Here is a 22959-nt window from a genome sequence, read left to right as displayed (position 1 = left end):
CCATATATACCAACGTCGAAGTGCCGGCACCGGCCCCGGCGCGGCCCGGAGCGCACGGCGACGCTAGGGCGCGGACGGGCGGCGGGCCAGGAAGGCGCGGGTGAGGCGGGCGAGGCCGTACTCGTAGAGGCCGGCGGCGAGGTTGGCGCCCGCGAGGAAGACCACGGCCTCGTCGGTGCTGACGGCGTCGCTGAGGGCGGCGGTGCCGAAGGCGCCAGCGTAGTACGGCACCTCGGCCGCGACCTGCGTGCCGGCGTAGCCGACCGCCGCCGCCAGCCGCCGTGCGCGGGGGCTGGGCGTGACGCGCCGGGTGAGGTCGTGGGCGGCTTTGGAGATGACATTGGTACTCGTCCCTGTACTCGCCAGCAGGGACCAGTTCGCCCGCAGGTTGGTGCGCAGGCCGAGACCCCAGGCCAGGTAGGTGCCCGCGAGCAGGGTCACCGCCCACGGCCGTCCGACGCCGGCGAGCAGGCCCGACGCGACCAGCGCGACACCGGCGGCCGCGGCCCAGGCGTCCAGCGCGTAGCTCGACACGGCGGTCGCGGCGATGCTGGCCGTCCATCCGCTCATCGGGGGACCAGGGCGCCGGCCTGGCTGTCGGTGAGCCGGCCCGTGCGGTGCAGCCATCGGATCGTGTCGCCGTACGTCTCGATCAGGGAGCGCGGCTCGACGCCGAGCTCGTCGCGGGCGCGGGTGTCGTCGCAGCGGGTCGCGGTACCGATGAACACCACACCTTCATGGTCGGCCGGCAGGTGGAACGGGGTTATGCGCTGCAGGGCCGACATGGTCCAGCTCACGGGCAGCATGGCGGGGGACGGCACGACGAGGCACGGCAGGCGGCGGCCGGTGAGCACGCGCAGCGTGGCGAACATGGTGGCACCGTCGACGAAGTGGCCGGGGACCAGGTAGCGGGCCGGCTTGGCTTGGAGGGTGAAGACGGCGGCGTGCACGTCGGCGACATCACGGACGTCGACGACGTGCAGGCCGCCGCTCGGCCACACCGGGTACCGCCCGCGCAGGATGTCCCGCAGCCGGCGGGCCTGGTCGCCGCAGTGCGGGTCGTCCGGGCCGAGGACGGCGCCGGGCTGCACGATCACCACGGGCGCGCCGGCGCCCTGCAGCTCGCGGGCGACGGCCTCGGACGCGACCTTCGACTGGATGTACGGCCCCCGCGTCCTCGACAGCGCGGAGTCCGGGGTGACCGTGGCCCGCCGCCGCAGGAGCGCGGCCGTGCTGGAGACGTGCACGACCGGGTCGCAGCCGGCGTCGACGGCGGCCCGCAGCACCGTGCGCGCACCGGCGACGTTCGTCCGCGCGATCGCCGGCCGGGCCCGGGCGTCCAGGTCGTACACGGCCGCCGCGTGCAGGACCGCGTCGCACCCGGGCAGCGCGCGGGCGACCGAGCCGGGGTCGGTGACATCGCCGACGACGTGGTCGACCGTCGTGCGCACGCCGAGCGGCTCCAGTGCCGGGCCGATGCGGTCGGGGGAGCGGACGAGGAGCCGGACGTCGTGGCCCGCGGCGACGAGTGCCGCCACGCTGTGCGAGCCCACGAAACCGGTACCCCCGGTGACCAGGATCTTCATGCTGCGAGCATCGGGCCGGGCGGTGCTCACTTGCCAGGTCAAATAGTTGCTAATCGCTGTCCAAACCGGCCCGTGGCGGGGGAGAGTGCAGGTGGAGGTGGCGAGGTGTCGACGTCTCTCGGCGACGTGCTGGAGACCGCGCGGCGGCAACGGTTCGTGGGTCGCCGGGCCGAGCTGGCCGGGTTCGACGCGGCCGTGGCCGGGCGTTCGGCGCGGCGGGTGCTGTTCGTGCACGGTCAGGGCGGCATCGGCAAGACCACGCTGCTGGCCGAGTTCGGCGCCCGGGCGCGCGCGGCCGGCCGGGCCGTGGTCCAGGTCGACGGGCGCGACGTCGACCCGGCCCCGGACGGGCTGCGAACGGCCGCCGGATGGCCGCTGCCCTCCGGTGCGGTCCTGCTCGTGGACGGCTACGAGCAACTCACCCCGATCGACGGGTGGCTGCGCGAGCAGTTCCTGCCCGGCTTGAGCGCCGACACCGTGGTCGTCCTGGCCGGCCGGGAGCCGCCGGCCGCGCCGTGGCGCTGCGACACCGGGTGGCAAGAGCTGCTGCGGGTGTACCGCCTGGACGTCTTCGGCCCCGACGAGACCGCGCAGCTGCTGGCGCAGGCCGGTGTCGAGGCATCCGTGCGGCCGCACCTGACCGCGCTCGGCGCCGGGCATCCGCTGACCATGGCGCTGCTGGCCGACCTGGCCGTCCGCGGGCAGGTGCCCGATACACTCGCCGACGCGCCGGACCTGATCTCGACCCTGGTGGAGTCGTTCGTCGGCGAGGTCGCGACCCAGCCCCGGCTGACCGGCCTGGCCACCTGCGCGATCGCCTGGTCGACGACCGAGGAGCTGCTCGCCCGGACGGTCGGCGCCGACGCCCCGGCGGTGTGGCAGTGGCTGGCCCGGCTCCCGTTCGTCACCAGCGGCCCCGGCGGGCTGGCCGTCCACGACCTGGCCCGCGACGTGCTCAACGCCGAGTTCCGGCGCCGCGTCCCGGAGCAGCACCGGGCTCACGAGCGTCTCGTCTTCGACCACACGGTCGCCGCCCTGCGCACCGCCGATGGCCGGCACCGCCAGCCCGAGGCGCGCCAGCTGCTGTTCATCCACCGTCATGGGCCGTTCGGCGGCGTGATCGCGGCGTTGCGGACCAAAGGCTCAGCGGCGGTGGTACCGGCCCGCCCCGACGAGCACGAGCAGGTCTGCGCCACCATCGACCGGTTCGAGGGACCCGCCAGCGCCGAGCTCGCCCGCGCCTGGCTGTCCGAGCAGCCCGAGCGGCTGTCGGTGGTGCGCACCGGCGACCGCGTGGCCGGCTTCGCCCACCAAGTGCTGTGCCCGAGCGGCTCGCCCCTCGAGGACCGCGACCCGGTCGTCCGCGCCGTGCTCGACCACGTCGCGCGGGCGGCCCCGATCCGCCCCGGCGAACAGGTGCTGATCAACCGCTTCGCCGCCGGGGCCCGCGAACACCAGCGCGACCCCTACATGGTGGTCGCGGGCCCGGTGTCGAGCCTCATCGAGTGGCTCACCCGCCCGCTGGCGTGGTCGTTCGTGGTCGTGGTCGATGCGGCGTTCTGGGCGCCGAAGTTCGACTACCTCGCCTTCGCGCCCCTGGTCCGCGTCGAGGTCGGTGGTCTGCCGCACGTCGCGTTCGGCATCGACTGGCGCCGCCTGCCGGTCGGCGCCTGGCTGGACCTGATGTACGAGCGCGGCCACTCGGGTGGCACCGGCCCGGCCCCGGCCGCGCTGCTGCGCCCGCCGCCACTGCACCGCGCCCGCTTCGACGCCGCCGTCCGGACCGCATTGCAGTCCCTGCACCGCCCCGAGCAGCTCGCGGCCAGCCCGCTGCTCGGCACCGCCCTGGCCGCCGACGCCGCCCAGCTGCGCGCGGCGATCGAGGCCGCCGTCGCCCAGGTCGGCGACCTCCCGAAGGGCGGCCCGCTCCAGGCCGTCCTGCACCGCACCTACGTGCGGCCGGCCCCGACCCAGGAGGCCGCGGCGGAGGTGCTCGACCTGCCGTTGAGCACCTACCGCCGCTATCTGGCCAAGGCCGTCCAGCACCTGACCGACATCCTGTGGACGATCGAGGTCGGCGGGGCGGCCAGGTCACCGTGATGCCGGGGGCCTCTGCGACCGGGTGGCCGTCGTCGCCGCGGCCGGCGGAAATTCCGCGACCGCCGGCCGGCTCGGCGGCAGAATGGCGGCATGGATTCGGTGACGCGGCGCAACCGGGAGATCTGGGAGGCCGCCTCGCGGAAACACGTGTCGGAATACGACGAGCTGCTCGACGAGGCACGGTCCCGCTCGCCGTTCTTCCCGGCCGAGGCCGAGCTGCTCGCACCGCTGCTGGAGGACGGGCCGGTGGTGGTACATCTCCAAAGTGGACACGGCCTCGATGACGTCGCCATGATACGGGGCGGGGCACGGCGGGTGATCGGCGTCGACTTCAGCGCGACCGCGGCCACGGCGGCCCAGCGGCGGGCCGACGAGCTCGGCGTCGCCTGCTCCTACGTGGTGGGGCTGCTGCCCGGCGCGCCACTGGCGGATTCGTGCGCCGACGTGCTGTACACCGGGAAGGGTGCTTTGATCTGGCAACCGGACATCGCCGGGTGGGCCCGCGACGCCGCCCGGCTGCTGCGGCCGGGCGGCCACCTGTTCGTCTACGAGGAGCACCCGGCGCACCCGCTGTGGACCTGGGATCTGGACGAGCCCCGCATTCGTGGCGACCGCTCGTACTTCGGCCGCACCTACGTCAGTGACACCTTCCCGGGCGCCGGGGCGGCGCTGTGGCTGTGGACGCTCGGCGAGATCGTCACCGCCGTCGTCGAGGCCGGCCTCACCGTGCGGCACCTGTCCGAGCACGCCGAGCCGTTCTGGCGGTTCGACGGCCTCGACGCGGCGGCGTTCCGCGGCCGCCTGCCCAACACGTTCGCGCTGCTCGCGACGAAGTGACGGCGCCGGACGGCGGCCGGGAGCACGGCGACGGCCCCGGCGGCAGAGCGTCCGGGGCCGTCTCGCGGTTGTGGCAGTACCTCAGCCGCCGTCGTTCGGTTGGAACTTGGGCACGACGGTCTTCGCCCGGGCGCCGGCGACGGTCGTGTTCTTGATGGTGTCGAACATCGTGCGGCCCAGGACCGCGTGGGCCTCGACCGCGGGGTGGGTGGCGCCGTAGTTGTCGAGGTCGGCGAGGCCCTCGGCGAAGAAGCCGTAGACCAGGGCCGGTGCCCCGTCGGCGGCGAACATGATGCCGGCCTCGTGGCGGGCCCCGCCGAGGTCGTTGAAGTCGGCGCCGTACTTGGTGGCGACCCGGCTGCGCTCCTCCGAGGACATGTTGCGGCGCACGCCGTCGTGGTAGCCGTTGATCCAGCGCAGGATGCTCAGCAGGAACGTGCACGAGCTCGGCGACAGCAGCGTCTTGTTGGCCAGGCGGGTCAGCAGGTCGGTGATCTCGTGCGGGGTGGTGACGCCGAGGAAGAAGCGGTTGGGGTTGGCGACCGGCTCGACGCGGGTCTTGACGAAGCCCTTGGCCGCCAGGATGTCGTTGACCTCGAGGGCCGGCACTACCCGGCCGCACATGCGCACCGCGGTGTTGTCGGAGACGAGCAGCATCGCGGTGAGGAAGTTGGCGACCGTGATGTCGTCGCCCCAGACGGTGTGCAGGAAGTAGATGCCGGTCCCGCCGAGGATGATGTCGGCCTGCAGGTCCAGCTTCGTGCCGAGGGTGAGCTGGCCCCGGTCGATCTTGTCCATGACGGCGGTCGCGACGGCCAGCTTCTGCACGCTGTATCCGTGCACGACGTGGTCCGCGTCGTCCTCGAGCACGTGCTGGAGCGTGCCGGCGGCGTCGACCCGCCTGACGTTGGAGTACCAGACGCCCCCGGCCTTGGCTTTCTGCCGCGCGTACACATTGCGGATCTTCTCGGCCGGCGGCAGCTCCGCGATGCCGTAATCGGCCGGCGCGGCGGCGGCGGTCCCGCCGGCGACCAGCGCCGCGGTCGCGCCCGCACCGGCCGCCAGCGCCGAGCGGCGGCTCATGCCCTTGGCCATGGTTTCCTCCCGTGGTTTCGGCGAGCCCGACGAACCGGGCAAGCTTCCCACGGAGGCTAATGGCTACCGTTACCGTGATTCAAGCGTACAAATGTGACAACCGATCGATACGCTGCGGCGTCCGTACGCGTGTAAGACGGTTCAGGACGTGATGATGGTTGTCGTCGCCGCCGTGGCCGCGGTGATCGCCGCCATCGAGGCGACGACGGCCTGGATGCGGGCGATCGTCACGCGGACCGCCGCCGCCGCCCAGTTGCCGTCCGCGATCTCGGCCAACCGGGCGTGCAGCTGCGGTCCGGGCCGGCCCGGCAGCACCTCGCCGACCAGGCCGGTCGCCTGCACCAGGCCGAGCAGCGCGGCGGCCCGGGCGGGCACCGCCCCGGCCCCGTCGACGGCCGCGGCGAGCTCGCGGCGGACCTCGGTCTCGGCGGCGGGCTCGGTGCCGGTCGCCGACGGGTAGCGGGTGCGCGGGAACACCCACAGCACCCGGTCGTCCTGCCGGCGCAGCACCCCGGCCTCGACCTGCCGCTCGATGACCCGGTCGCGCAGGCCGTCGGTGAGCGGCCGCAGCCACTCGTCGGGCGTGCGGGGCTGGTCGGCGGCGGCGATCCGGTCGAGCGCGTCGTCGGCGATCGGGTCGCCGGTCGGTGTGGCGTCCCGGACCGCGATCCGCTCGCCGTCCAGGTCGATCCGCCCGGCGAGGACCAGATCCAGCAGGACGGCCCCGGCGAGCCCGTAGTGGAGCTGCACCTCACCGGCCCGGTTGGTGCCGTCGTCGGCGAGGGCGAGGAGCAGGAAATCGTCAGCCAGCATGACGCAACCGTAGATTTAAAACGCGTATCGGACGCGGCAGTAGGGTGTGTGCTCGGCGATGAGGGAGCGGAGGGCGGACACGTACTGGCCCTTGGCGCCGGTGCGGTACCGCACGTTCCAGAACCCGTTCTCGGAGCGTTTGCCCTGCTGCAGCTCCGGCCGCCAGAGCAGCTCCTCGGCCTTCGGGTGCCAGCCGAGGTTGACCTCGTGCAGGTCCCGGTTGTGGGTGAGGAAGATGACCTCGGCCGCGAGCTGGGCCTTCGCCGCCGCCCCGATGCCGGCGTCGAGCTGGTCGAGCAGCTCGGCCCAGTCCGCCAGCCAGCCGTCGCGGACGACGACGGGGCTGAAGTTGACGTGCACCTCGTAGCCGGCGGCGACGAAGTCGTCGATGGCGGCGATCCGCTCGGCGACCGGGGTGGTGCGGATGTCCAGGAGCTTGGCGTCGGCGGCCGGCATGAGCGAGAACCGGACGCGGGTGTGCCCCCGCGGGTCCCAGTCCAGGAGGTCCCGGTTGACGTGCTTGGTGGCGAACGACGCCTTGGCGTTGGGCAGGTCACGGAACAGTTCGACCAGGTCCCGCACGTTGTCGCTGACCCGCGCGTCGAGGCCGCAGTCGGAGTTCTCGCCGATGTCGTACACCCACAGGTCCGGGTCGCACTCGTTCGGCTCCGGTTTCACGCCCTGACGGCCCGCGTGGCGGCGCAGGTAGCCGGTGATCTTGTCGATGTTCGCGAAGACCGTGATCGGGTTGCTGTACCCCTTGTGGCGCGGCACGTAGCAATACGCGCACGCCATCGCGCAGCCGTTGGCCGCCGACGGCGCGATGAAGTCGGCCGACCGCCCGTTGGGCCGCGCCGTCAGCGACTTCTTCACGCCGAGGACGAGTGCGCCGCGTTTGATGCGGACCCAGCGGGCCACGTTGGTCTCGTCGCCGTAGAGCTCCGGGATCCGGTGGTGGCTGTCCACCTCGACCCGTTCGGCGTCCGGGAACCGGGCCAGCACCGCCTGGCCGCGCGGGAGGGCGGCGGCCGCCGGTTCGACGTATATGCGGCGAATGTCCAGGAGCACACTCCAATGTAACGCGGTGTCAGCGCCAGGCCGGCGGGTCGGCGCGGTGCAGCGCCGGGTCGTCGGCCCTGAACGTGCGCACCGGGCCCGGCGGGGTCAGCGGCCCCTCGAACCGGACCGTCACGCGCCCCAGGCCGGCGCCCCAGACCCAGCCGGGGCCGTGCTCGTCGTGCCGCACGTCCTGCCCGGTGCGCCATTCGGTGTCGGGCGGCGGCGGAGCGGGCTCCACCGGGGCCGGAGCGGTCGCCGGGATCGTGGGAGCTTCGGCTGTACCCACCGGAAAGAGGCCGTCCTGAGCGAACTCCGACAGGGCCGAGACGCCGACGCCCAGCAGCCGCAGCCCGCTCGTCACGTCGATGTCGGCGAGCAGGCGGCGCGCGGTGTCGGTGATCGTGCGGGGCTCGTCCGTCGGCTGGTCCCGGGTCGCCGAGCGGGTGATCGTGGTGAAGTCGAAGTAGCGGGCCTTGACCGTGACCGTCCGCCCGGACAGCCCGGCCTTGCGCAGCCGCTGGGCGACCCGCTCGGCCAGCTGGTCGAGCTCCCGGCCGAGGACGGCGCGGTCGGCGACGTCGGTGCCGAACGTCTCCTCGGCCGACACCGACTTGGTGTCGCGCTCCGGGACGATGGCCCGGTCGTCGTCGGCCCGGGCGAGCCGGTAGAGGCCGGTGCCGTGGGCCTGCCCGAACCAGGCGAGCAGGTCGACGAGCTCCCGCGCGGCCAGGTCGCCGATGGTCCGGATGCCGGCCTGCCGGAGCCGCTCGGCGGTCGCCGGCCCGACCCCCCACAGCTTCGTGACCGGCAGCGGGTGCAGCGTGTCGAGCTCGCGGCCGGCCCCGACCACCGTCAGGCCGTCCGGTTTGTCGAGGTCGGAGGCGATCTTCGCGACCAGCTTCGAGCTGCCGATCCCGACCGACCCGGTCACGCCACCGGTCGCGGCCGCGATCCGGTCCTTGATCTGACGAGCCAGAGCGGTCACCGGGGGTACCGCGCAGTCGTGCCCGCCCGCCGCGAGGTCCACGAACGCCTCGTCGATCGACACCTGCTCGACCAGCGGCGACACTTCGCGCAGCAGCTCCATCACCACCTGGCTGGTCCGCCGGTAGGCCTCGAACCGCGGCACCAGGTAGGCCGCGCCGGACGGCAGCCGCCGCCGCGCCTCCGCCATCGGCATGGCCGAGCGCACCCCGAACGTCCGCGCCTCGTAGGACGCCGTCGCCACGACCCCGCGCCCGGCGATCCCGCCGACGACGACGGGCCGCCCCCGCAGCGACGGCTTGTCCCGCTGCTCGATGCTGGCGAAGGCGGCGTCGAGGTCCAGATGCATGATCGAAGCCGCCCGCCGCACCCACCCATTCTGTCAGGCGAAGTACCCCTCGACGGCCGCCCGCGCCGCGTCCCGCAGCGCCGGGCCCACCTGCGCGGCCGCGGGGACGCCGCCGCCGGCCTTGAGCGCGTCGAGCTGGGCCGTGGAGAGCGCGTAGACGACCCGGCCCAGGCCGGAGCGGTCGATCGCGCCGGTGCACATGCCGCAGGGCTGGCAGCTGGTGTACATGGTGGTGCCGGCGGCCGCCTCCGGGCTCAGGTGCCGCGCCGCCCACCGGGCCAGCTTGAGCTCCGGGTGGGCGGTGATGTCGCCGTCGGAGCGGACCGTGTTCTGCTCCTCGGCGAGGACCTCGCCGGCCGCGTCGACGAGCAGCGACCCGAACGGTGCCTCCCCGCCGGTCCGGGCCCGCACGGCCAGGTCGATCGCGCGGCGCAGGAACCCCTCGTCGGCCCCGGTGAGCGCGGGGGCCGGCTCGTCGAGGTGCAGCGTCCCGGTCCCGGTGAGGACGCCGGAGCCGCTGATACGCACCCGGTCCCCGGCGACGGTGACGGTGATGCGGCTGGGGCGGCCCATGGAGCGCCCCTGCTCGACGGTGAGCACGCCATCGCCCACCAGCAGCGCCGCGAGGGGACCGGCGGCCGTGCCGGTGGCCGGGTCCTCAGGGATGCCCATGGCGGGATTGAAGAACCGGGCATAGGCGGTTTCCGCGGAGCAGTACACATAACAGCCCTCACCGCCGACGGACCGCAGGACGGCCACGAGCTTGTCGGCGTCCACGACCACCCGGTCCACAGCGGTCCGGTCGCGCACCCCGACCAGCAGGTGCCCGGCGCCGGTCGACACCACCTGCGGCGGGCGGTCGGTGACCAGGTCCTCCGGGCCCAGGCCGAGGGCGGCGGCGAGCGAAGACAGGTCGGTCACGACGTCGCCGAAGACGGGCGGCGACTGCTCCAGCGTGACCACCGCGCGGCCGTCGTCGGCGTGCTCGACGTACACCGGCAGCAGCTCGTCCCCGATCTCCTGCGTGAACGAGCCCGACTCGCCCGCGAAGGCCAGCCACAGCCAGGCCCCGAGCACGTTGTGCCCGACCCCGCCGACCTCCTCGCCGATCGGGGTGAACGAGCGCAGCCGCCGGTCGGCCTTCGCCGAGCGCAGGATGAACGTCGTCTCGGACTGGTTGAACTCCCGGGCGATGGCGCGCATCTGCTCGTCGGTGAGGTGGTCGGCGTCGGGCACCACGGTCAGCGGCGCCCCGGTCAGCGGCGCGGCGGCGAACACGTCGACGTAGGCGAACTCGGTCATTGCAGGCCGGAGCGGACCGACGTGATGCGGGACGTGTTGAAGCCGAGCCAGTGCATGCGCCCGACATACCGGGCGTGCTCGATCTTCAGGCAGCGGTCCACGACGACCGGGAGGCCGGCCTCCTCGGCGATCTTCGTGCCCTCCTCGTTGATGACGCCGAACTGGCACCACAGCGCGCCCGCCTTGACGGCGACGGCCTCCTGGGCGATCGCCGGGAGCGCGGCCGGGGCCCGGAAGACGTCGACGATGTCGATCGGCACGGGCACGTCCGAGAGCGACGCGTAGGAGGTGAGCCCGAGGATCGACGACTCGCGCGGGTTGACCGGGATGACCGTGTAGCCGTGCCGCTTGAGGTAGTAGCCGACGAAGTAGCTGGCCCGCAGCTCGTTGGGGGACAGCCCGACGATCGCGATGGTCCGCGCCGAGTGCAGGACGCGCTGGATCGTCGTCGGGTTCTGATACGGCTGGAGGTCCATCAGGCCGCCTTGCTGACGTAGGTGAGGCCCTGCTCGAGGTCCCACAGCAGGTCCTCGACGGACTCGGTGCCGACGGAGAGGCGCACGGTGCCCGGGCGGACCCCGGAGGCCTCGAGCTCGGCGTCGCTGAGCTGCCGGTGCGTGGTGCTGGCGGGGTGGATGACGAGGCTCTTGGCGTCGCCGACGTTGGCCAGGTGCGACCACAGCGTGACGCCCCGGATGAGGTTCTGCCCGCCTTCGCGGCCACCGGCGCAGTCGAACGAGAACACCGCCCCCGCGCCCCGGCTCAGATACTTTTCAACCAGGGGTCGGTACTTGCTGTGGGCGAGCCCGGCATAGGTGACGTTGGATGCCAGCTCGTGCGCGTCGAGGAACTCGGCGACGGCCTGGGCGTTCTGGACGTGGCGCTCCATGCGCAGCGACAGCGTCTCCAGGCCCTGCAGGAACAGGAACGCGTTGAACGGCGACATCGCCCCGCCGAGGTCGCGCAGGGTCTCGGCACGCAGCTTCATCAGGTAGCCGTAGGTGCCGAACGTCTCGTGGAACTGCAGCCCGTGGTAGGCCGGGGACGGGTCGGCGATGACCGGGAACCGGCCGTTGGACCAGTCGAAGGTGCCGGCCTCGACGACGACCCCGCCGATGCTGGTGCCGTGCCCGCCGATGAACTTCGTCGCCGAGTGCACGACGATGTCGGCGCCCCATTCGATCGGCCGGCACAGGTAGGGCGTCGCGAACGTGTTGTCGACGATCAGCGGCAGGTCGTGCTCGTGCGCGATCGCGGCGACGGTCTCGATGTCCAGCACGTTGCCGCCGGGGTTGCCGATCGTCTCGGCGAAGAACGCCTTCGTGTTGGGCCGGACCGCGGCCCGCCAGGCGTCCGGGTCGTCGGGGTCGACCCAGGTCAGCTCCACGGTCATCTTGCGCAGGAGGTGCTTGAGCTGGTTGACGGTGCCGCCGTAGAGCGCCGACGAGCTGACCACGTGGTCGCCCGGCTGCAGGAGCGTGAACAGGGCGGCGGCCTGGGCGGCGATGCCGCTGGCGAACGCGACGCCACCCATGGCGCCCTCGAGGTTGGCGACCCGCTCCTCGAACACCGCGACCGTCGGGTTCATGATGCGCGAGTACGTATTGCCGTACTCCTGCAGGTTGAAGTAGGCGGCGGCCGATTCCGGGTCCTCGAACACGTAGCTCGTCGTCTGGAAAATCGGCACCGCCCGTGCGCCCGTGTTGGGGTCCGGGCGCTGTCCGGCGTGCAGTTGCCGCGTCTCGAACCCGAAGTCGCGGGCTTCTTCAACACGCAAGGTCGCACCGGCCGACTCGGTCTCGGCAGACGTGGCCTGTGTCGCCTGATCGAACTCGTCGGTCACTGGGCAGTACCCCTCAAAAATCGTTGAATGATCGGCGTCTGGCGGGCCTCTTCGAGCAGGAAGCAGTCGTGCCCGTATGGCGCCTCGATCAGGTGAAACTCTACCGCTTTGCCCTCCGCCGCCAGGGCCTGCTCGATGTCCCGCGAGGCCGCCGGCGGATACAGCCAGTCACTACTGAAAGCGATTAAGAGCGTTTTCGCTTGTACTGCCTTGAGGGCGTTCCGCAGCGTTCCATGCTCGCGACCGAGGTCGAAATACGTGAGCGCCCGCGACAGATACAGATACGTGTTGGCGTCGAAGCGGCGCACGAACGACTTGGCCTGGTGCCGCAGATAGCTCTCGACCTGGAACTCCGGCTCCGTGATCGTGTAGCGCAGGTCGTCGCTTCCCTGCAGGCGGCGGGCGAAGCGGTCCTCCAGCGCGGGCGCCGACAGGTAGGTGATGTGCCCCACCATCCGGGCCACGCCCATACCGGCCTCGGGCGCGCGGCCCGTGCCGTGGTAGTGACCGCCCTGCCACGCCGGGTCGCCCATGATGGACTCGCGGGCGATCGCGTTCCAGGCCACGCCCTGCGGGTGCAGCGCGTGCGTGCTCGCGATCACGACGATGTTGTCGACCTGGTCGGGGTACGCGACCGCCCACTGCAGTGCCTGCATGCCGCCGAGCGAGCCGCCCGCGACCGCCGCCAGCCGCTCGATGCCGAGCTCGTCGAGCAGGGCCCGCTCGGTGCGGACCATGTCGGCCACCGTGATGACCGGGAAGTCCGATCCGTACGGTTTCCCGGTCGCCGGGTCGATCGACGACGGGCCGGTCGTGCCCCGGCAGCCGCCGAGCAGGTTGGTGCACACGACGAAGTACTCGTCGGTGTCGAACGCCTTGCCGGGCCCGATCATGCCGTCCCACCAGCCGAGAGCTTTGCCGGCCGAGCCGTCGCGGTCCTCGGCCGCGAATCCGTCCCGGGTCCCGGCCCCCTGTGGGCTGGTGGAGACGCCGGCAGCGTGCGCGTCGCCGCTCAGCGCGTGACACACGAGGATGACGTTGTCGCGCTCCGGGGACAGGTTGCCGTATGTCTCATATGCGACCCGGACGCTGTGCAGGTCACGGCCGCAGTCCAGCCTGATGGGAACCTGCAGGTCGTGGTACTGCGTCTCGACGTAGAGTGTATTGTCCATCGCCCTAGTAGGTGTTATAGGTAAGCGGACCAAGGATTCTAAGGAGATTACGCGAGATGACGTCAGCGGATAACGGGGTCAACGTACAGGCGCTGCTCGACGCCCGCCAGGCACTCAAGGACGCGCCCGAGGCGGCGCTGTTCACCTGGCGCGCGTCCTCGACGTGGGACCACGGCGTGCACAGCACCACGACGATCGAGAAGTTCCACGGCCTCGGCGCCGAGCAGACCCACAAGGCCTCCTCGACGTTCGAGTCCGACCACCCGGCCGTGTTCGCGGCCGAGGACAACGGCATCACCCCGATCGAGTACCTGCTCGTCGGCCTGGCCGGCTGCCTCACCGCCGGTGTCGCGTCGGTCGCCCAGAACCGCGGCATCCAGCTGCGCAAGGTCGAGTCCGTGGTCGAGGGCAGCCACGACATCCGCGGCATCCTCGGCGCCGACAGTGACGTGCGCAACGGCTACGAGGGCATCAAGGTGACCTTCCACATCGACGCCGACGCCTCCCGCCAGGAGATCGAGGCCCTCGTCGCGCAGTCCCAGAAGCGCTCCGCCGTGTTCGACGCGCTCACCAACCCGACCGACGTGACAGTCGAAGTTGCCTGAGTCATACCCCGCGGTCGTCATCGGGGCCGGTCACGCCGGCCTCGCGGCGAGTCACTTCCTGCGTGACCGCTCCATCGACCACGTCGTGCTCGAGCGCGGCGAGGTCGCGAACTCGTGGCGCCGCGAGCGCTGGGACTCGCTGCGGCTGCTCACCCCGAACTGGCTGACCCGCCTGCCCGGGCAGCAGTACGACGGTCCGGACCCCGACGGCTACATGACCAGCGACGAGGTGGCCTCCTTCCTCGACCGCTTCGCCAAGCCGGCGCCGGTCCGGACCGCCACCGCGGTGACGTCGCTGCGGCCCGACGGGGACGGCTACCGGGTCGTGACCGACAGCGGCGAGCTGCGGGCGCGGTCGGTCGTCATCGCCAGCGGCGCCTGCAACCAGCCCGTCGTCCCGCCGTTCGCCGCGGCCCTGCCGCCGGACATCGCGCAGGTCACACCGCTTGACTACCGCGGCCCCGGCGAGCTGCCGGAGGGCGGCGTCCTGGTCGTCGGGGCCTCGGCCACGGGCGTGCAGCTCGCGGCCGAGATCCAGCGGTCCGGGCGGCCGGTCACCCTGTCCGTCGGCGAGCACGTGCGCATGCCGCGGCTGTACCGTGGCCGCGACATCCTGTGGTGGATGGACGCCGCGGGGGTCTGGGACCAGCGCGCCCACGAGATCGACGACGTGGAGCGGGCCCGCGGCCTCGCCTCGCCGCAGCTGGTCGGGTCGCCGGAGCGGCTGGACCTGGACCTGAACGTGCTCAGTGCGATGGGCGTGCGGCTCGTCGGGCGGTTCGCGGCGCTGCGCGACGGCCGGGCGCTGTTCTCGGGCGGTCTGCGCAACCTGTTCGCCCTGGCCGACCTCAAGCTCGTGCGGCTGCTGGACACCTTCGACGCGTTCGATGGCGGCGGTCCGGGGGAGCGTCCGGAGCCGACGCGCGTCCCGGCGAAGCCGCGGCTGCAGCTGGACCTGACCGGCGGCGAGATCCGCACGGTGGTGTGGGCGACCGGCTTCCGGCCCTCGTACCACTGGCTGGACGTGCCCGTCCTCGACTCCAAGGGCCGGCTGCGGCACACCGGCGGGGTAGTCGACGCGCCCGGGCTCTACGCGCTCGGCCTGCCGGTGCTGCGGCGGCGCAAGTCCACGTTCATCCACGGCATCGAGGACGACGCCCGGGAAGTCATCGCCGAACTCGCCCGGCAGCTGTGATCGGATTCCTACTGTTCCGATGGTCTTAGTGCACATATGGTGTCGGCATGGACCTCTTCGTGTCCGGCGACGTGTACCTGGACATCGTCTTCACCGGGCTGCGGCGGCTGCCGGAGCCCGGGCAGGAGACCTGGGCGCCGGGCATGGGCTCGTCGCCGGGCGGGATCGCCAACCTCGCCGTCGCCGCCGCCCGGCTCGGCGTGCGGACCGGGCTCGGCGCGGCCTTCAGCACCGACGCCTACGGTGAGTTCTGCCAGGACGTGCTGCGCGAGCAGGGCGTCGACCTGACCCCGTCGCGGTCCTTCCCGGACTGGCACTCGCCGGTGACGGTCTCCCTCGCGGTCGAGCGCGACCGCAGCATGATCACCCACGCCCACCCGGCCCCGGCGCGCCCCGACGGCCTGGTCGGCGAGCTGCCGACAGCCACGGCCGCCGCGGTCAGCCTGACCGGCGAACGGCTGCCGTGGGTGCGCCGCGCGGCCCGGTCCGGCACCCTGGTCTTCGCCAACGTCGGCTGGGACGACACCGCCGCCTGGCCGGCCGCCGCCCTGGACCTGCTCGAGGACTGCCACGCGTTCCTGCCCAACGCGGTCGAGGCGATGCACTACACCCGCACCGACAGCCCGCGGGCGGCGCTGTACCGGCTGGCCGAGCGGGTCCCCCTCGCCGTGGTGACCTGCGGCGCCGACGGGGCCATGGCCATCGACGCCGGCACCGGCGAGGTCGTCGGCGTCCCGGCCGTGCCCGTCGACGCCCTCGACCCGACCGGCGCCGGCGACGTCTTCAACGCCGGTTTCATCGCCGCGACCCTGTGGGGCCGGCCACTGTGGCAGCGGGTTGCGTTCGCCAACCTCGTCGCCGCGCTGTCGGTGCGCCACTTCGGCGGGTCGCTGTCCGCACCGGGCTGGAGCGACATCGCCGCCTGGCGCAGCGCCACCCGGCACCGCGCCTACGGCTTCCTCGACGAGCTCATCCCGGCCGGCGAACCGCGCCTGGCCCGCCGGGCCGCGGCCACCATCACCCGGCTGCCGGACGCCGCCTGATGCGCCGCCGGTGCGATGCCTTGTCCGGCTATGGGTTCCTCGGCGGGCTGATTCCGGCCCGTGACGTGAGCCTGGTCCGCCGGGCCGCAGCCACCATCACCCGGACTGCCGGACGGGGCCCGATGGGTCGCCGGTGCCATGTCCTGTCCGGCTACGGGTTCCTGGCCCCGGCCGGGGCGGTGCCGTCCGCGGGGCAGTCGGGTCGCCGCGCGGCCAACGACGCCCAGGCGATCCTGTGGGACTTCGCCGGCTCCAACGGCGGCACCCGGCCGCGATGGGCTGCGCAGGGCCCGGGACGGGGCCGGCGCCGTGACGAAGGGCTGGGGCGGTCGTGCGGCTGACGATTCTGGGCGGCGGCGGGTTCCGGGTACCGCTCATCCACCGGGCGCTGCTGCGGGACCCGTCGGTCGGCCCCATCACGATCACGTTGCACGACGCCGATGCGGCACGCGCGTCGGCGATCGCCCGCGTGCTCGACGAACAAAGTTCGCGCCGCTGGTCGTCGTCGGACGTTGACGAACAAAGTTCGCGCAGTCGGTCGCGCCGGCAGTCGCTGAGCAACAACGAACAAAGTTCGCGCGGCCGGTCGTCGCCGGATGTTGACGAACAAAGTTCGCGCGGTCGGTCGCGCCGACAGTCGGCGAGCAGCGACGAACAAAGTTCGCGCGGCCGGTCGTCGCCGGATGTTGACGAACAAAGTTCGCGCGGGCGGTCGCGCAGGCAGTCGGCAAGCAGCGACGAACAAAGTTCGCGCCGCTGGTCGTCGTCGGACGTTGACGAACAAAGTTCGCGCAGGCGGTCGCGCAGGCAGTCGGCGAGCAATGACGAACAAAGTTCGCGCCGCTGGTCGTCGTCGGACGTTGACGAACAAAGTTCGGGCAGTCGGTCGCGTCGGCAGTTGCTGAGCGGCGACGAACAAAGTTCGCGCGGCTGGTCGTCGTCGGACGTTGACGAACAAAGTTCGCGTGGCTGGTCGTTGACGGGTGTTGACGAACTAAATTCTGCACGACCGAGGTTGATTAGCGTCAACGTTGACGAAAATCTGGAGTCGGCGTTGACCGGGGCGGACGTCGTGTTCTCGGCGATCCGGGTGCACGGGCTCGGCGGGCGGGTTCTCGACGAGCGGGTCGCGATCGGTGAAGGTGTGCTCGGGCAGGAGACCGTTGGGGCCGGCGGGATCTCGTACGGGCTGCGGACCGTGCCGGTGGTTCGGGCCATCGCCGAGCGGATCGCGGCGGTGGCGCCGGATGCCTGGGTCGTCAACTTCACCAACCCGGCCGGGCTGGTGACCGAGGCGATGGCCGGGGTCCTCGGCGACCGGGTCATCGGCATCTGCGACTCGCCGGCCGGGCTCTGCCGGCGGGTCGCGCACGTGCTCGGCCGGCCGGTGGACGGGCTCGAGTTCGACTACGCCGGGCTGAACCACCTGGGCTGGCTGCGGCATGTCCGGTCGGACGGCGGGGACGATCTGCTGCCGGGGCTGCTCGGGGACCCGGCGGGGGTGGCGTCGTTCGAGGAGGGGCGGATGTTCGGCGGCGGCCTGGGCGTCGTCCCGAACGAGTACCTGCATTACTACTACGAACCGGTTCACCAGCCGGCCGGGCCGACCCGGGGCGAGTTCCTCCGGGCGCAGCAGGAGGAGTTGTACCGCCGCCTGGCCGACCCGTCGCGGGATGCACTGTCCACCTGGGACACCGTCCGGGCCGAGCGGGACGCGACGTACATGTCCGGCGAGCGCGACCAGGCGGTGTCCGGCGGGTACGAGGACGTCGCCCTCGACCTGATGCGCGCCCTGACCGGGCACGGCCCGGCCCGGCTGATCCTCAACGTCCGCAACGGCTCCACCCTGCCCCATCTCGACCCCGACGCCGTGGTCGAGGTCCCGTGCGACGTCGACGCCGGGGGAGCGCGCCCGCGCCCGGTGTCCCCGCTCGACCCCGGCGCCGCTGCCCTCACGGCCGCGGTCAAGGCCAGCGAGCGTGCGATCCTGGAGGCGGCCGCGACCGGCTCCGCCGCCGCGGCCCGGCAAGCGTTCGCGCTCCACCCGCTCGTCGGCTCGGCCGAGGTCGCCGGCCGCCTCCTCACCGCCTACCGGCAGGCGTTCCCGGAGCTCGACTACCTTCGCTGACCGCCGGTGAGCCGGTGCCACAGAACTTGGGAGCGTCGCCGGCGACGTCCGCGGAGAAGACCGTCAATCCTCCGGTCTACCTCTGTGGCAGGCCTCCGTGAGCATCGCGCGTTCGTCCCCGTGACACCAACGTCGCCCCCGCCCTCGTCGACTCGCACCTGGTCGAGGTCGGCCGCACGACGTGATGCTCCTGGCCATCCTGTTCCTGGCCCTGCTGGGCAAGGCCACCGGCTCACTCCTGGGCCTCCTGGAGCGCGCCGTCCGCGGACCGCCGCGGCGACAGGACCTGAGCGAGCATGCCCAGCGTCGGCCAGTCGACCAGGTTGCCGTCCCTGATCTCGGCGTAGGTGTGCAGCTCGACCCAGGTGCGTTCGGTGGTGCCGGGCTCGCCGTTCGGGGTGTCGGCGGCGGCTCGGAGGGTGGCCACCTCGGCTGCTGTGAGCTCGGCTGAGAAGAGGTGGGCCCGGTGAGTGGAGAAGGTGCCGGCGATCTGGCGGCGGCCGTGGGCGATCAGGCGGGACGGGTCCAGGTCCAGGCCGGTCTCCTCGTGGACCTCGGCGGCGGCCTGGTCTTTCGGGCTGGTGTGGTCCGGGCCGGCGCCGCCCGGGAGTTCGCGGATGAAGGCGTCGCTCGTCGTCGCGGTCGATCGGAACTCGCGGACCAGGACCACCACGGTGTCGTCCGGCGTCGGGGCGGGATGGTAGAGGACCACCGTCGACTGGTCCGGGCGGGACAGGACTATCTGGTTGGGTTTCGTGCGGTCCTCGGCGGTCACGCGGATGTCGGTGCGCAGCGCCCAGTAGACGACCTGGCGTTTGCCCGGGCCCCGGCGGTACACCCACTCGGCTCTCGCTTTGAGCAGTGTGTTGTTGGCTGTTCGCTGGGTCTGATACCACTGCTGGAAGCTCGGGGTCCGCCAGATCAGCAAGGGGACCCCGCGCTCGCCGGCGGTCCGGCGGGCGGTGGGACGCAGGGCGGCCAGGGCCAGGTCCACTGTGGACGGCAGGGTGTCGGCCGCCGGGACCTGTTCGGACTCGGCGGCGGCGCGCAGGTAGCGGTTTCTCGGGGCCTCCGGCGGGGCGCCGAAGACGGCCTTGCCGCTCTTGTGCCAGGTGCCCCACTCGACGTTCGTCGTGAACGCGGGCATCGTCGCCAGGTCGCGGGGGACCCAGAAGAGGATCTGGTCGGCGTAGTGCAGGCCGGCCTCCTCCCACTCGATCTGGCCGTAGTAGTCGCGGACCGCGCCCGTCGCCGGCTCGGGGGAGAAGACGACCAGGCGGCCGCCGGTCCAGCGGGCCCGGATCAGGTCCAGGGCCTCGGGGCGCCAGCTCTTGACCTCCGGGACCCTCGGGTTGGGGCCGGCCAGGAACACGGCGGCGTCCCACCACGTCGGGGGCTCTTCGGTGGGTGTCACCACGATGACCTCGGTCGTCATGCCGGCGTCACCAGGCGGCACTCGCCGAACGTGAGGCAGCCGCAGCCGGCGCAGGCCGTGAACTGCTCGCGGTCGCGCTCCAGGCGGGCGATCCGCTCGTCGACCGCCTGGCCCCAGCACTGGGAGGCGCGGCGCCAGAACGCGGCCGTCGGCGGGTGGCCCGCCGGGAGGAACGCCAGGACCTCGGCGATCTGGGCCAAGGGGATGCCGACCCGCTGGGAGGCGCGGATGAACGCGACCCGCTTCGCGGCGGCGTCGTCGTAGCGGCGCTGGTTGGTGGCGTTGCGGTCGCTGCTGATCAGGCCCTGGCGCTCGTAGAACCGCAGCGCGGACGCGGGGACGCCGCTCCGGCTCGCCAGCTCACCGATCGTCATGTTCGTCGCGCCGGTCATGCCCGCGAGCCTAACGCGGCCTTGACGTGAACCTTGGTTCAACCTGTTGCCTGGAGCGTATGCGTGACATCGGGACGGCCCTGGTCATCGGGGCGACGGGGAACATCGGGCGGATCGCGGTCGAGCTGCTGCTGGAGCGGGGGGTCGCCGTGCGGGGGATGGCGCGGACCGCGTCGAAGCGGCCGGAGCGGGTCGAGGCGGTCAGTGCCGACGTGCGCGACGGTGCGGCGCTGAGGCGGGCCGTCGACGGTGTCGACGCGGTCCTGCTGATCTGGCCGTTCATGAGTGCCGACGGCATCGACGAGGTGGCGGGCGTGTTCGCGGGGCGGCGGGTGGTGTACGTCTCGGCCCTGAGCGCCGAGCACGGCGGCGTGTGGGGCGAGGTCGAGGACGCGATCCGGCGCACCCCGGCCGCGTGGACGTTCCTGCGGGCCAGCGGGTTCGCGACCAACGCGCTGCAGTGGGCGGCGGCGGTCCGGGCCGGGGAGCCGGTGCGGATCCCGTACCTGCGGGCGGCGCGGTCGCTGGTGCACGAGCGGGACCTCGCCGAGGCGGCGGTCGTGGCGATGACGGAGCCGGGGCACGCCGGGCGGACCTACGCACTCACCGGACCGGCGGCGATCGCGCAGGCCGACCAGGTTCGCCTGATCGGGGAGGCGGCGGGCGTGCCGGCGGCGGCCGTGGAGGTCGATCGCGACACCGCACGGGCGGAGATGCTCGCGTGGGCTTCCCCCGAGTTCGCCGACGCCGCGCTGGGCTACTGGGCCTCCCTCGTGGACGCACCCGAACCGGTGCATCAGGGAGTGCGGGAGGTGACCGGGCATCCGGCGCGGTCGTTCGCGCAGTGGGCGGCCGACCACGCCGACGACTTTCGCCCGCCCGCGTCCGTCGCGTCCGTCGCGTCCGTCGCGTCCGTCGCGGACGTCGCGGAGGTCGCCGCGCGGTACGTCGAGGCGTTCCGGGCCGGGCGGTTCGACCTGGCCCTGGAGCTGTACGACCCGGGCGTCGTGCGGGTGGCGCCCCTCGAAGGCGGCGGCGAGCTGCGGGGGCTGCCGGAGATCCTCGCCAACGGGCGGCGGCGCGCCGGTGACCTCGAGGCCGGCGAGGTGCGCGTGCAGGGGCCGTACGTCGGTGCGGACGGGTTCGCGGTGCGGTTCACGCTCGCCGGGACGACGAAGATCTCCCTGCTCACCGTGGCCAACGGGGTCATCGTCCGCGAGGAGGTGCACTACTTCGACCCGCCCGCGTGATCGGTGTCACAGCCCCGACTGTCACGTCCGGAGGGGTCCGGCCGGTCGTGGCGGTATGGAGCAACGAATGAACTTCGCGACCGTGGTGCCCGACGCCTACCACGTCATGTCGCAGCTGGAGCGCTACGGGCGCAAGACGGTCGAGCCCGGGCTGCTGCACCTCATCAAGACCCGGGCGTCGATGGTCAACGGCTGCGCGTTCTGCGCTGACATGCACACCACCGAGGCGCTGCAGGACGGCGAGCATCAGCGGCGGCTGTTCGCGGTCGCCGCCTGGCGGGAGTCCACGCTGTTCGACGCGCGGGAGCGGGCGGCGTTCGCGCTCACCGACGCGCTGACCCGGCTCGGCGACGACGGGGTGCCCGACGACGTGTGGGCGGCGGTCCGGGCGCACTGGTCCGAGGAGGAGGCGGCCAACCTGGTCCTGGCCATCGGCATCATCAACGTGTGGAACCGGATCTCGGTCGCCTCGCGGCGCGCGACGCCGCCGTTGTAAGTTTCCCCGGCCTTTGACCGCAGTCGATGTCTGGCTTAGCCTCCGTGCAGGAAAGCGTTTTCCTGAGGAGGAGAAGCATGCATCGGTACCTTCGCGTGCTCGCGGCCGCCGCGCTGGCGACGGCCGCGGGCACGATGGCCGCTCCCGCCCCCGCCGGTGCGGCCGCGGCGACGCTCTACGTGGCCACCAACGGCTCCGACAGCAACGCCGGCACCCTGGCCGCGCCCCTCGCGACCATCCAGAAGGCGGTCAGCCTGGTCACGGCGGGCGGCACGATCGCCGTGCGCGGCGGCACTTACGCGCTGACCACGAACATCCAGATCACCAAGAGCGGGACGTCGTCCGCCCCGATCGCGCTCACCGCGTACAACGGCGAGAAGGTCGCGGTGGACGGCGAGGCCCTCGGCTACACGCCGGGCGCGGTCGGCTCGACGATCCCCAGCGGGCAGCGCGGCGCGATCCACATGGAGGCGTCGTACTGGCGGATCACCGGCCTGGAGATCGTGCACGGCCCGTACGCGCTCTACTGCAACAACTGCAACAACAACACGTTCGAGCGGCTGTCCACGCACGACAACTACGAGACCGGCTTCCAGCTGCAGGGCGCGTCGGCGAACAACCAGATCCTGAACCTCGACAGCTACAACAACCGCGACCCGCGCAAGAACGGCGAGAGCGCCGACGGCCTTGGCATCAAGGAGGGCAGCGGCTCCGGCAACGTGGTCCGCGGGGCCCGGGTCTGGAACAACATCGACGACGGCCTGGACCTGTGGCTGTTCACCTCGCCCGTCACGATCGTCGGCACGATCGCGTACGGCAACGGGTACAACCGCTGGAACATCCCGAACTTCTCCGGGGACGGCAACGGCTTCAAGCTCGGGGGCAGCGGCGGGACCGGTCCGGCGGCGAGCCATTCGGTGACGAACAGCATGTCGTTCGCCAACGCGGCGCACGGCTTCACCGACAACGGCAACACCGGCTCCATCACGGTGAACCGGGACACTGCCTGGAACAACGCCAAGACCGGCTTCGACTTCGACGGCGGCTCCACCTCGAAGCTGACCGCCAACCTGGCCGTGGGCAACAAGACGACGGTGGCGCTGGGCTCCTCGACCGCCTCCGGCAACTCGTGGAACATCGGCGGCACCTGGACGTTGCAGAGCACCGACCAGTCCGTCATCACCGGCCCGCGCACCGCGAGCGGCGCCATCGCCTCGTCGAACTTCCTGGTCCCGGCGAACGGCCAGGCCGTCGGCGCGAAGATCTAGCCGGTTG

Annotated in this window: 22 protein-coding genes; 10 read left to right on the top strand and 12 right to left on the bottom strand. The window is 72.4% G+C overall.

The genetic code is table 11. The features are described from left to right. Positions 1 to 63: 63 nt before the first annotated feature. Both ACIA8L_RS11300 and ACIA8L_RS11295 read right to left on the bottom strand, forming a co-directional pair. A complete protein-coding gene (locus ACIA8L_RS11300; RefSeq protein WP_395903017.1) occupies positions 64 to 570 on the bottom strand; it encodes a hypothetical protein in 507 nt (168 codons plus the stop codon). Further along, entirely contained in the window at positions 567 to 1586 is a 1020-nt protein-coding gene (locus ACIA8L_RS11295; protein ID WP_395903015.1) for an NAD-dependent epimerase/dehydratase family protein, read from the bottom strand. The genes ACIA8L_RS11300 and ACIA8L_RS11295 overlap by 4 nt, the downstream gene beginning before the upstream one ends. Before the next feature lie 105 nt (positions 1587 to 1691). Between ACIA8L_RS11295 and ACIA8L_RS11290 the strand changes: the two genes are divergently transcribed. Together ACIA8L_RS11290 and ACIA8L_RS11285 are read left to right on the top strand one after the other, a co-directional pair. Then, complete coding sequence (locus tag ACIA8L_RS11290) at positions 1692 to 3686, top strand: AAA family ATPase (RefSeq protein WP_395903013.1); 1995 nt, start codon at positions 1692 to 1694, stop codon at positions 3684 to 3686. Between the two features lie 90 nt (positions 3687 to 3776). Further along, positions 3777 to 4523: a class I SAM-dependent methyltransferase gene (locus ACIA8L_RS11285; RefSeq protein WP_395903011.1), complete on the top strand. Its 747-nt coding sequence runs from the start codon at positions 3777 to 3779 to the stop codon at positions 4521 to 4523. A gap of 81 nt (positions 4524 to 4604) precedes the next feature. Here the strand turns inward: ACIA8L_RS11285 and ACIA8L_RS11280 are convergent, their stop codons facing one another. The 8 genes from ACIA8L_RS11280 to ACIA8L_RS11245 form a co-directional block, all read right to left on the bottom strand. Next, positions 4605 to 5618 (bottom strand): serine hydrolase, encoded by a 1014-nt coding sequence (locus ACIA8L_RS11280; protein WP_395903009.1) that lies wholly within the window; start codon positions 5616 to 5618, stop codon positions 4605 to 4607. A 141-nt stretch (positions 5619 to 5759) separates the two neighbouring features. Further along, complete coding sequence (locus ACIA8L_RS11275) at positions 5760 to 6431, bottom strand: GPP34 family phosphoprotein (protein ID WP_395903007.1); 672 nt, start codon at positions 6429 to 6431, stop codon at positions 5760 to 5762. Positions 6432 to 6446: 15 nt separating this feature from the next. Continuing rightward, entirely contained in the window at positions 6447 to 7499 is a 1053-nt protein-coding gene (locus ACIA8L_RS11270; protein ID WP_395903005.1) for a spore photoproduct lyase family protein, read from the bottom strand. Positions 7500 to 7518: 19 nt separating this feature from the next. Further along, complete coding sequence (locus ACIA8L_RS11265) at positions 7519 to 8844, bottom strand: DNA polymerase IV (protein ID WP_395903003.1); 1326 nt, start codon at positions 8842 to 8844, stop codon at positions 7519 to 7521. A gap of 12 nt (positions 8845 to 8856) precedes the next feature. Then, the gene (locus tag ACIA8L_RS11260) at positions 8857 to 10125 is read right to left on the bottom strand and encodes a PhzF family phenazine biosynthesis isomerase (RefSeq protein WP_395903001.1); all 1269 of its coding nucleotides are present in this window, start codon (positions 10123 to 10125) and stop codon (positions 8857 to 8859) included. After that, positions 10122 to 10601, bottom strand: a complete 480-nt coding sequence (locus tag ACIA8L_RS11255; protein ID WP_395902999.1) for a CoA-binding protein — start codon at positions 10599 to 10601, stop codon at positions 10122 to 10124. Before ACIA8L_RS11255 ends, ACIA8L_RS11260 begins: the two co-directional genes overlap by 4 nt. Next, positions 10601 to 11968 carry an O-acetylhomoserine aminocarboxypropyltransferase/cysteine synthase family protein gene (locus ACIA8L_RS11250; RefSeq protein ID WP_395902997.1) on the bottom strand — a complete coding sequence of 456 codons (1368 nt, stop codon included), beginning with the start codon at positions 11966 to 11968 and terminating at the stop codon, positions 10601 to 10603. Before ACIA8L_RS11250 ends, ACIA8L_RS11255 begins: the two co-directional genes overlap by 1 nt. Next, positions 11965 to 13140: a homoserine O-acetyltransferase gene (locus ACIA8L_RS11245; RefSeq protein WP_395902995.1), complete on the bottom strand. Its 1176-nt coding sequence runs from the start codon at positions 13138 to 13140 to the stop codon at positions 11965 to 11967. The genes ACIA8L_RS11250 and ACIA8L_RS11245 overlap by 4 nt, the downstream gene beginning before the upstream one ends. A 56-nt stretch (positions 13141 to 13196) precedes the next feature. Here ACIA8L_RS11245 and ACIA8L_RS11240 point away from each other — a divergent pair, with 56 nt between their 5' ends. The 5 genes from ACIA8L_RS11240 to ACIA8L_RS11220 are packed head-to-tail and all read left to right on the top strand — an operon-like array spanning position 13197 to position 18111. Then, a complete protein-coding gene (locus ACIA8L_RS11240; protein ID WP_395902993.1) occupies positions 13197 to 13745 on the top strand; it encodes an OsmC family protein in 549 nt (182 codons plus the stop codon). After that, the gene (locus tag ACIA8L_RS11235; protein WP_395902992.1) at positions 13738 to 14940 is read left to right on the top strand and encodes an NAD(P)-binding domain-containing protein; all 1203 of its coding nucleotides are present in this window, start codon (positions 13738 to 13740) and stop codon (positions 14938 to 14940) included. Before ACIA8L_RS11240 ends, ACIA8L_RS11235 begins: the two co-directional genes overlap by 8 nt. Positions 14941 to 14987: 47 nt before the next feature. Beyond that, positions 14988 to 15983, top strand: a complete 996-nt coding sequence (locus ACIA8L_RS11230) for a PfkB family carbohydrate kinase (protein ID WP_395902990.1) — start codon at positions 14988 to 14990, stop codon at positions 15981 to 15983. Between the two features lie 20 nt (positions 15984 to 16003). Beyond that, on the top strand, positions 16004 to 16324 hold the full coding sequence (locus tag ACIA8L_RS11225; RefSeq protein ID WP_395902989.1) for a hypothetical protein: 321 nt from the start codon (positions 16004 to 16006) through the stop codon (positions 16322 to 16324). Continuing rightward, positions 16315 to 18111, top strand: coding sequence for a hypothetical protein (locus tag ACIA8L_RS11220; RefSeq protein WP_395902987.1), 1797 nt, complete (start codon positions 16315 to 16317; stop codon positions 18109 to 18111). Before ACIA8L_RS11225 ends, ACIA8L_RS11220 begins: the two co-directional genes overlap by 10 nt. A gap of 232 nt (positions 18112 to 18343) precedes the next feature. On the opposite strand, the gene ACIA8L_RS11215 is transcribed toward ACIA8L_RS11220, so the two are convergent. Both ACIA8L_RS11215 and soxR read right to left on the bottom strand, forming a co-directional pair. Further along, positions 18344 to 19546, bottom strand: coding sequence for a nucleoside 2-deoxyribosyltransferase domain-containing protein (locus ACIA8L_RS11215; protein ID WP_395902985.1), 1203 nt, complete (start codon positions 19544 to 19546; stop codon positions 18344 to 18346). Beyond that, positions 19543 to 19938, bottom strand: a complete 396-nt coding sequence (soxR, locus tag ACIA8L_RS11210; RefSeq protein WP_395902983.1) for a redox-sensitive transcriptional activator SoxR — start codon at positions 19936 to 19938, stop codon at positions 19543 to 19545. Before soxR ends, ACIA8L_RS11215 begins: the two co-directional genes overlap by 4 nt. Before the next feature lie 59 nt (positions 19939 to 19997). Here soxR and ACIA8L_RS11205 point away from each other — a divergent pair, with 59 nt between their 5' ends. The 3 genes from ACIA8L_RS11205 (at position 19998) to ACIA8L_RS11195 (ending at position 22952) form a co-directional block, all read left to right on the top strand. Next, positions 19998 to 21188 carry an NAD(P)H-binding protein gene (locus tag ACIA8L_RS11205; RefSeq protein ID WP_395902981.1) on the top strand — a complete coding sequence of 397 codons (1191 nt, stop codon included), beginning with the start codon at positions 19998 to 20000 and terminating at the stop codon, positions 21186 to 21188. Positions 21189 to 21255: 67 nt separating this feature from the next. Continuing rightward, positions 21256 to 21684 carry a carboxymuconolactone decarboxylase family protein gene (locus ACIA8L_RS11200; RefSeq protein WP_395902979.1) on the top strand — a complete coding sequence of 143 codons (429 nt, stop codon included), beginning with the start codon at positions 21256 to 21258 and terminating at the stop codon, positions 21682 to 21684. Between the two features lie 77 nt (positions 21685 to 21761). Continuing rightward, positions 21762 to 22952 (top strand): right-handed parallel beta-helix repeat-containing protein, encoded by a 1191-nt coding sequence (locus ACIA8L_RS11195; protein ID WP_395902977.1) that lies wholly within the window; start codon positions 21762 to 21764, stop codon positions 22950 to 22952. Positions 22953 to 22959 lie beyond the last annotated feature (7 nt).

The sequence above is a fragment of the Dactylosporangium sp. NPDC051541 genome (assembly GCF_044454505.1).
Lineage (GTDB): Bacteria > Actinomycetota > Actinomycetes > Mycobacteriales > Micromonosporaceae > Dactylosporangium.
Note: the sequence above shows the minus strand (reverse complement) of the source record. Positions and strands in the feature narration are given on the sequence as shown.

Bases quoted from the DNA above. Each gene is read 5' to 3' on its own strand.
- ACIA8L_RS11300 (WP_395903017.1), bottom strand. From the start codon at position 570: ATGAGCGGATGGACGGCCAGCATCGCCGCGACCGCCGTGTCGAGCTAC.
- ACIA8L_RS11295 (WP_395903015.1), bottom strand. From the start codon at position 1,586: ATGAAGATCCTGGTCACCGGGGGTACCGGTTTCGTGGGCTCGCACAGC.
- ACIA8L_RS11285 (WP_395903011.1), top strand. From the start codon at position 3,777: ATGGATTCGGTGACGCGGCGCAACCGGGAGATCTGGGAGGCCGCCTCG.
- ACIA8L_RS11280 (WP_395903009.1), bottom strand. From the start codon at position 5,618: ATGGCCAAGGGCATGAGCCGCCGCTCGGCGCTGGCGGCCGGTGCGGGC.
- ACIA8L_RS11275 (WP_395903007.1), bottom strand. From the start codon at position 6,431: ATGCTGGCTGACGATTTCCTGCTCCTCGCCCTCGCCGACGACGGCACC.
- ACIA8L_RS11260 (WP_395903001.1), bottom strand. From the start codon at position 10,125: ATGACCGAGTTCGCCTACGTCGACGTGTTCGCCGCCGCGCCGCTGACC.
- ACIA8L_RS11255 (WP_395902999.1), bottom strand. From the start codon at position 10,601: ATGGACCTCCAGCCGTATCAGAACCCGACGACGATCCAGCGCGTCCTG.
- ACIA8L_RS11245 (WP_395902995.1), bottom strand. From the start codon at position 13,140: ATGGACAATACACTCTACGTCGAGACGCAGTACCACGACCTGCAGGTT.
- ACIA8L_RS11240 (WP_395902993.1), top strand. From the start codon at position 13,197: ATGACGTCAGCGGATAACGGGGTCAACGTACAGGCGCTGCTCGACGCC.
- ACIA8L_RS11230 (WP_395902990.1), top strand. From the start codon at position 14,988: ATGGACCTCTTCGTGTCCGGCGACGTGTACCTGGACATCGTCTTCACC.
- ACIA8L_RS11215 (WP_395902985.1), bottom strand. From the start codon at position 19,546: ATGACGACCGAGGTCATCGTGGTGACACCCACCGAAGAGCCCCCGACG.
- soxR (WP_395902983.1), bottom strand. From the start codon at position 19,938: ATGACCGGCGCGACGAACATGACGATCGGTGAGCTGGCGAGCCGGAGC.
- ACIA8L_RS11205 (WP_395902981.1), top strand. From the start codon at position 19,998: ATGCGTGACATCGGGACGGCCCTGGTCATCGGGGCGACGGGGAACATC.
- ACIA8L_RS11200 (WP_395902979.1), top strand. From the start codon at position 21,256: ATGAACTTCGCGACCGTGGTGCCCGACGCCTACCACGTCATGTCGCAG.
- ACIA8L_RS11195 (WP_395902977.1), top strand. From the start codon at position 21,762: ATGCATCGGTACCTTCGCGTGCTCGCGGCCGCCGCGCTGGCGACGGCC.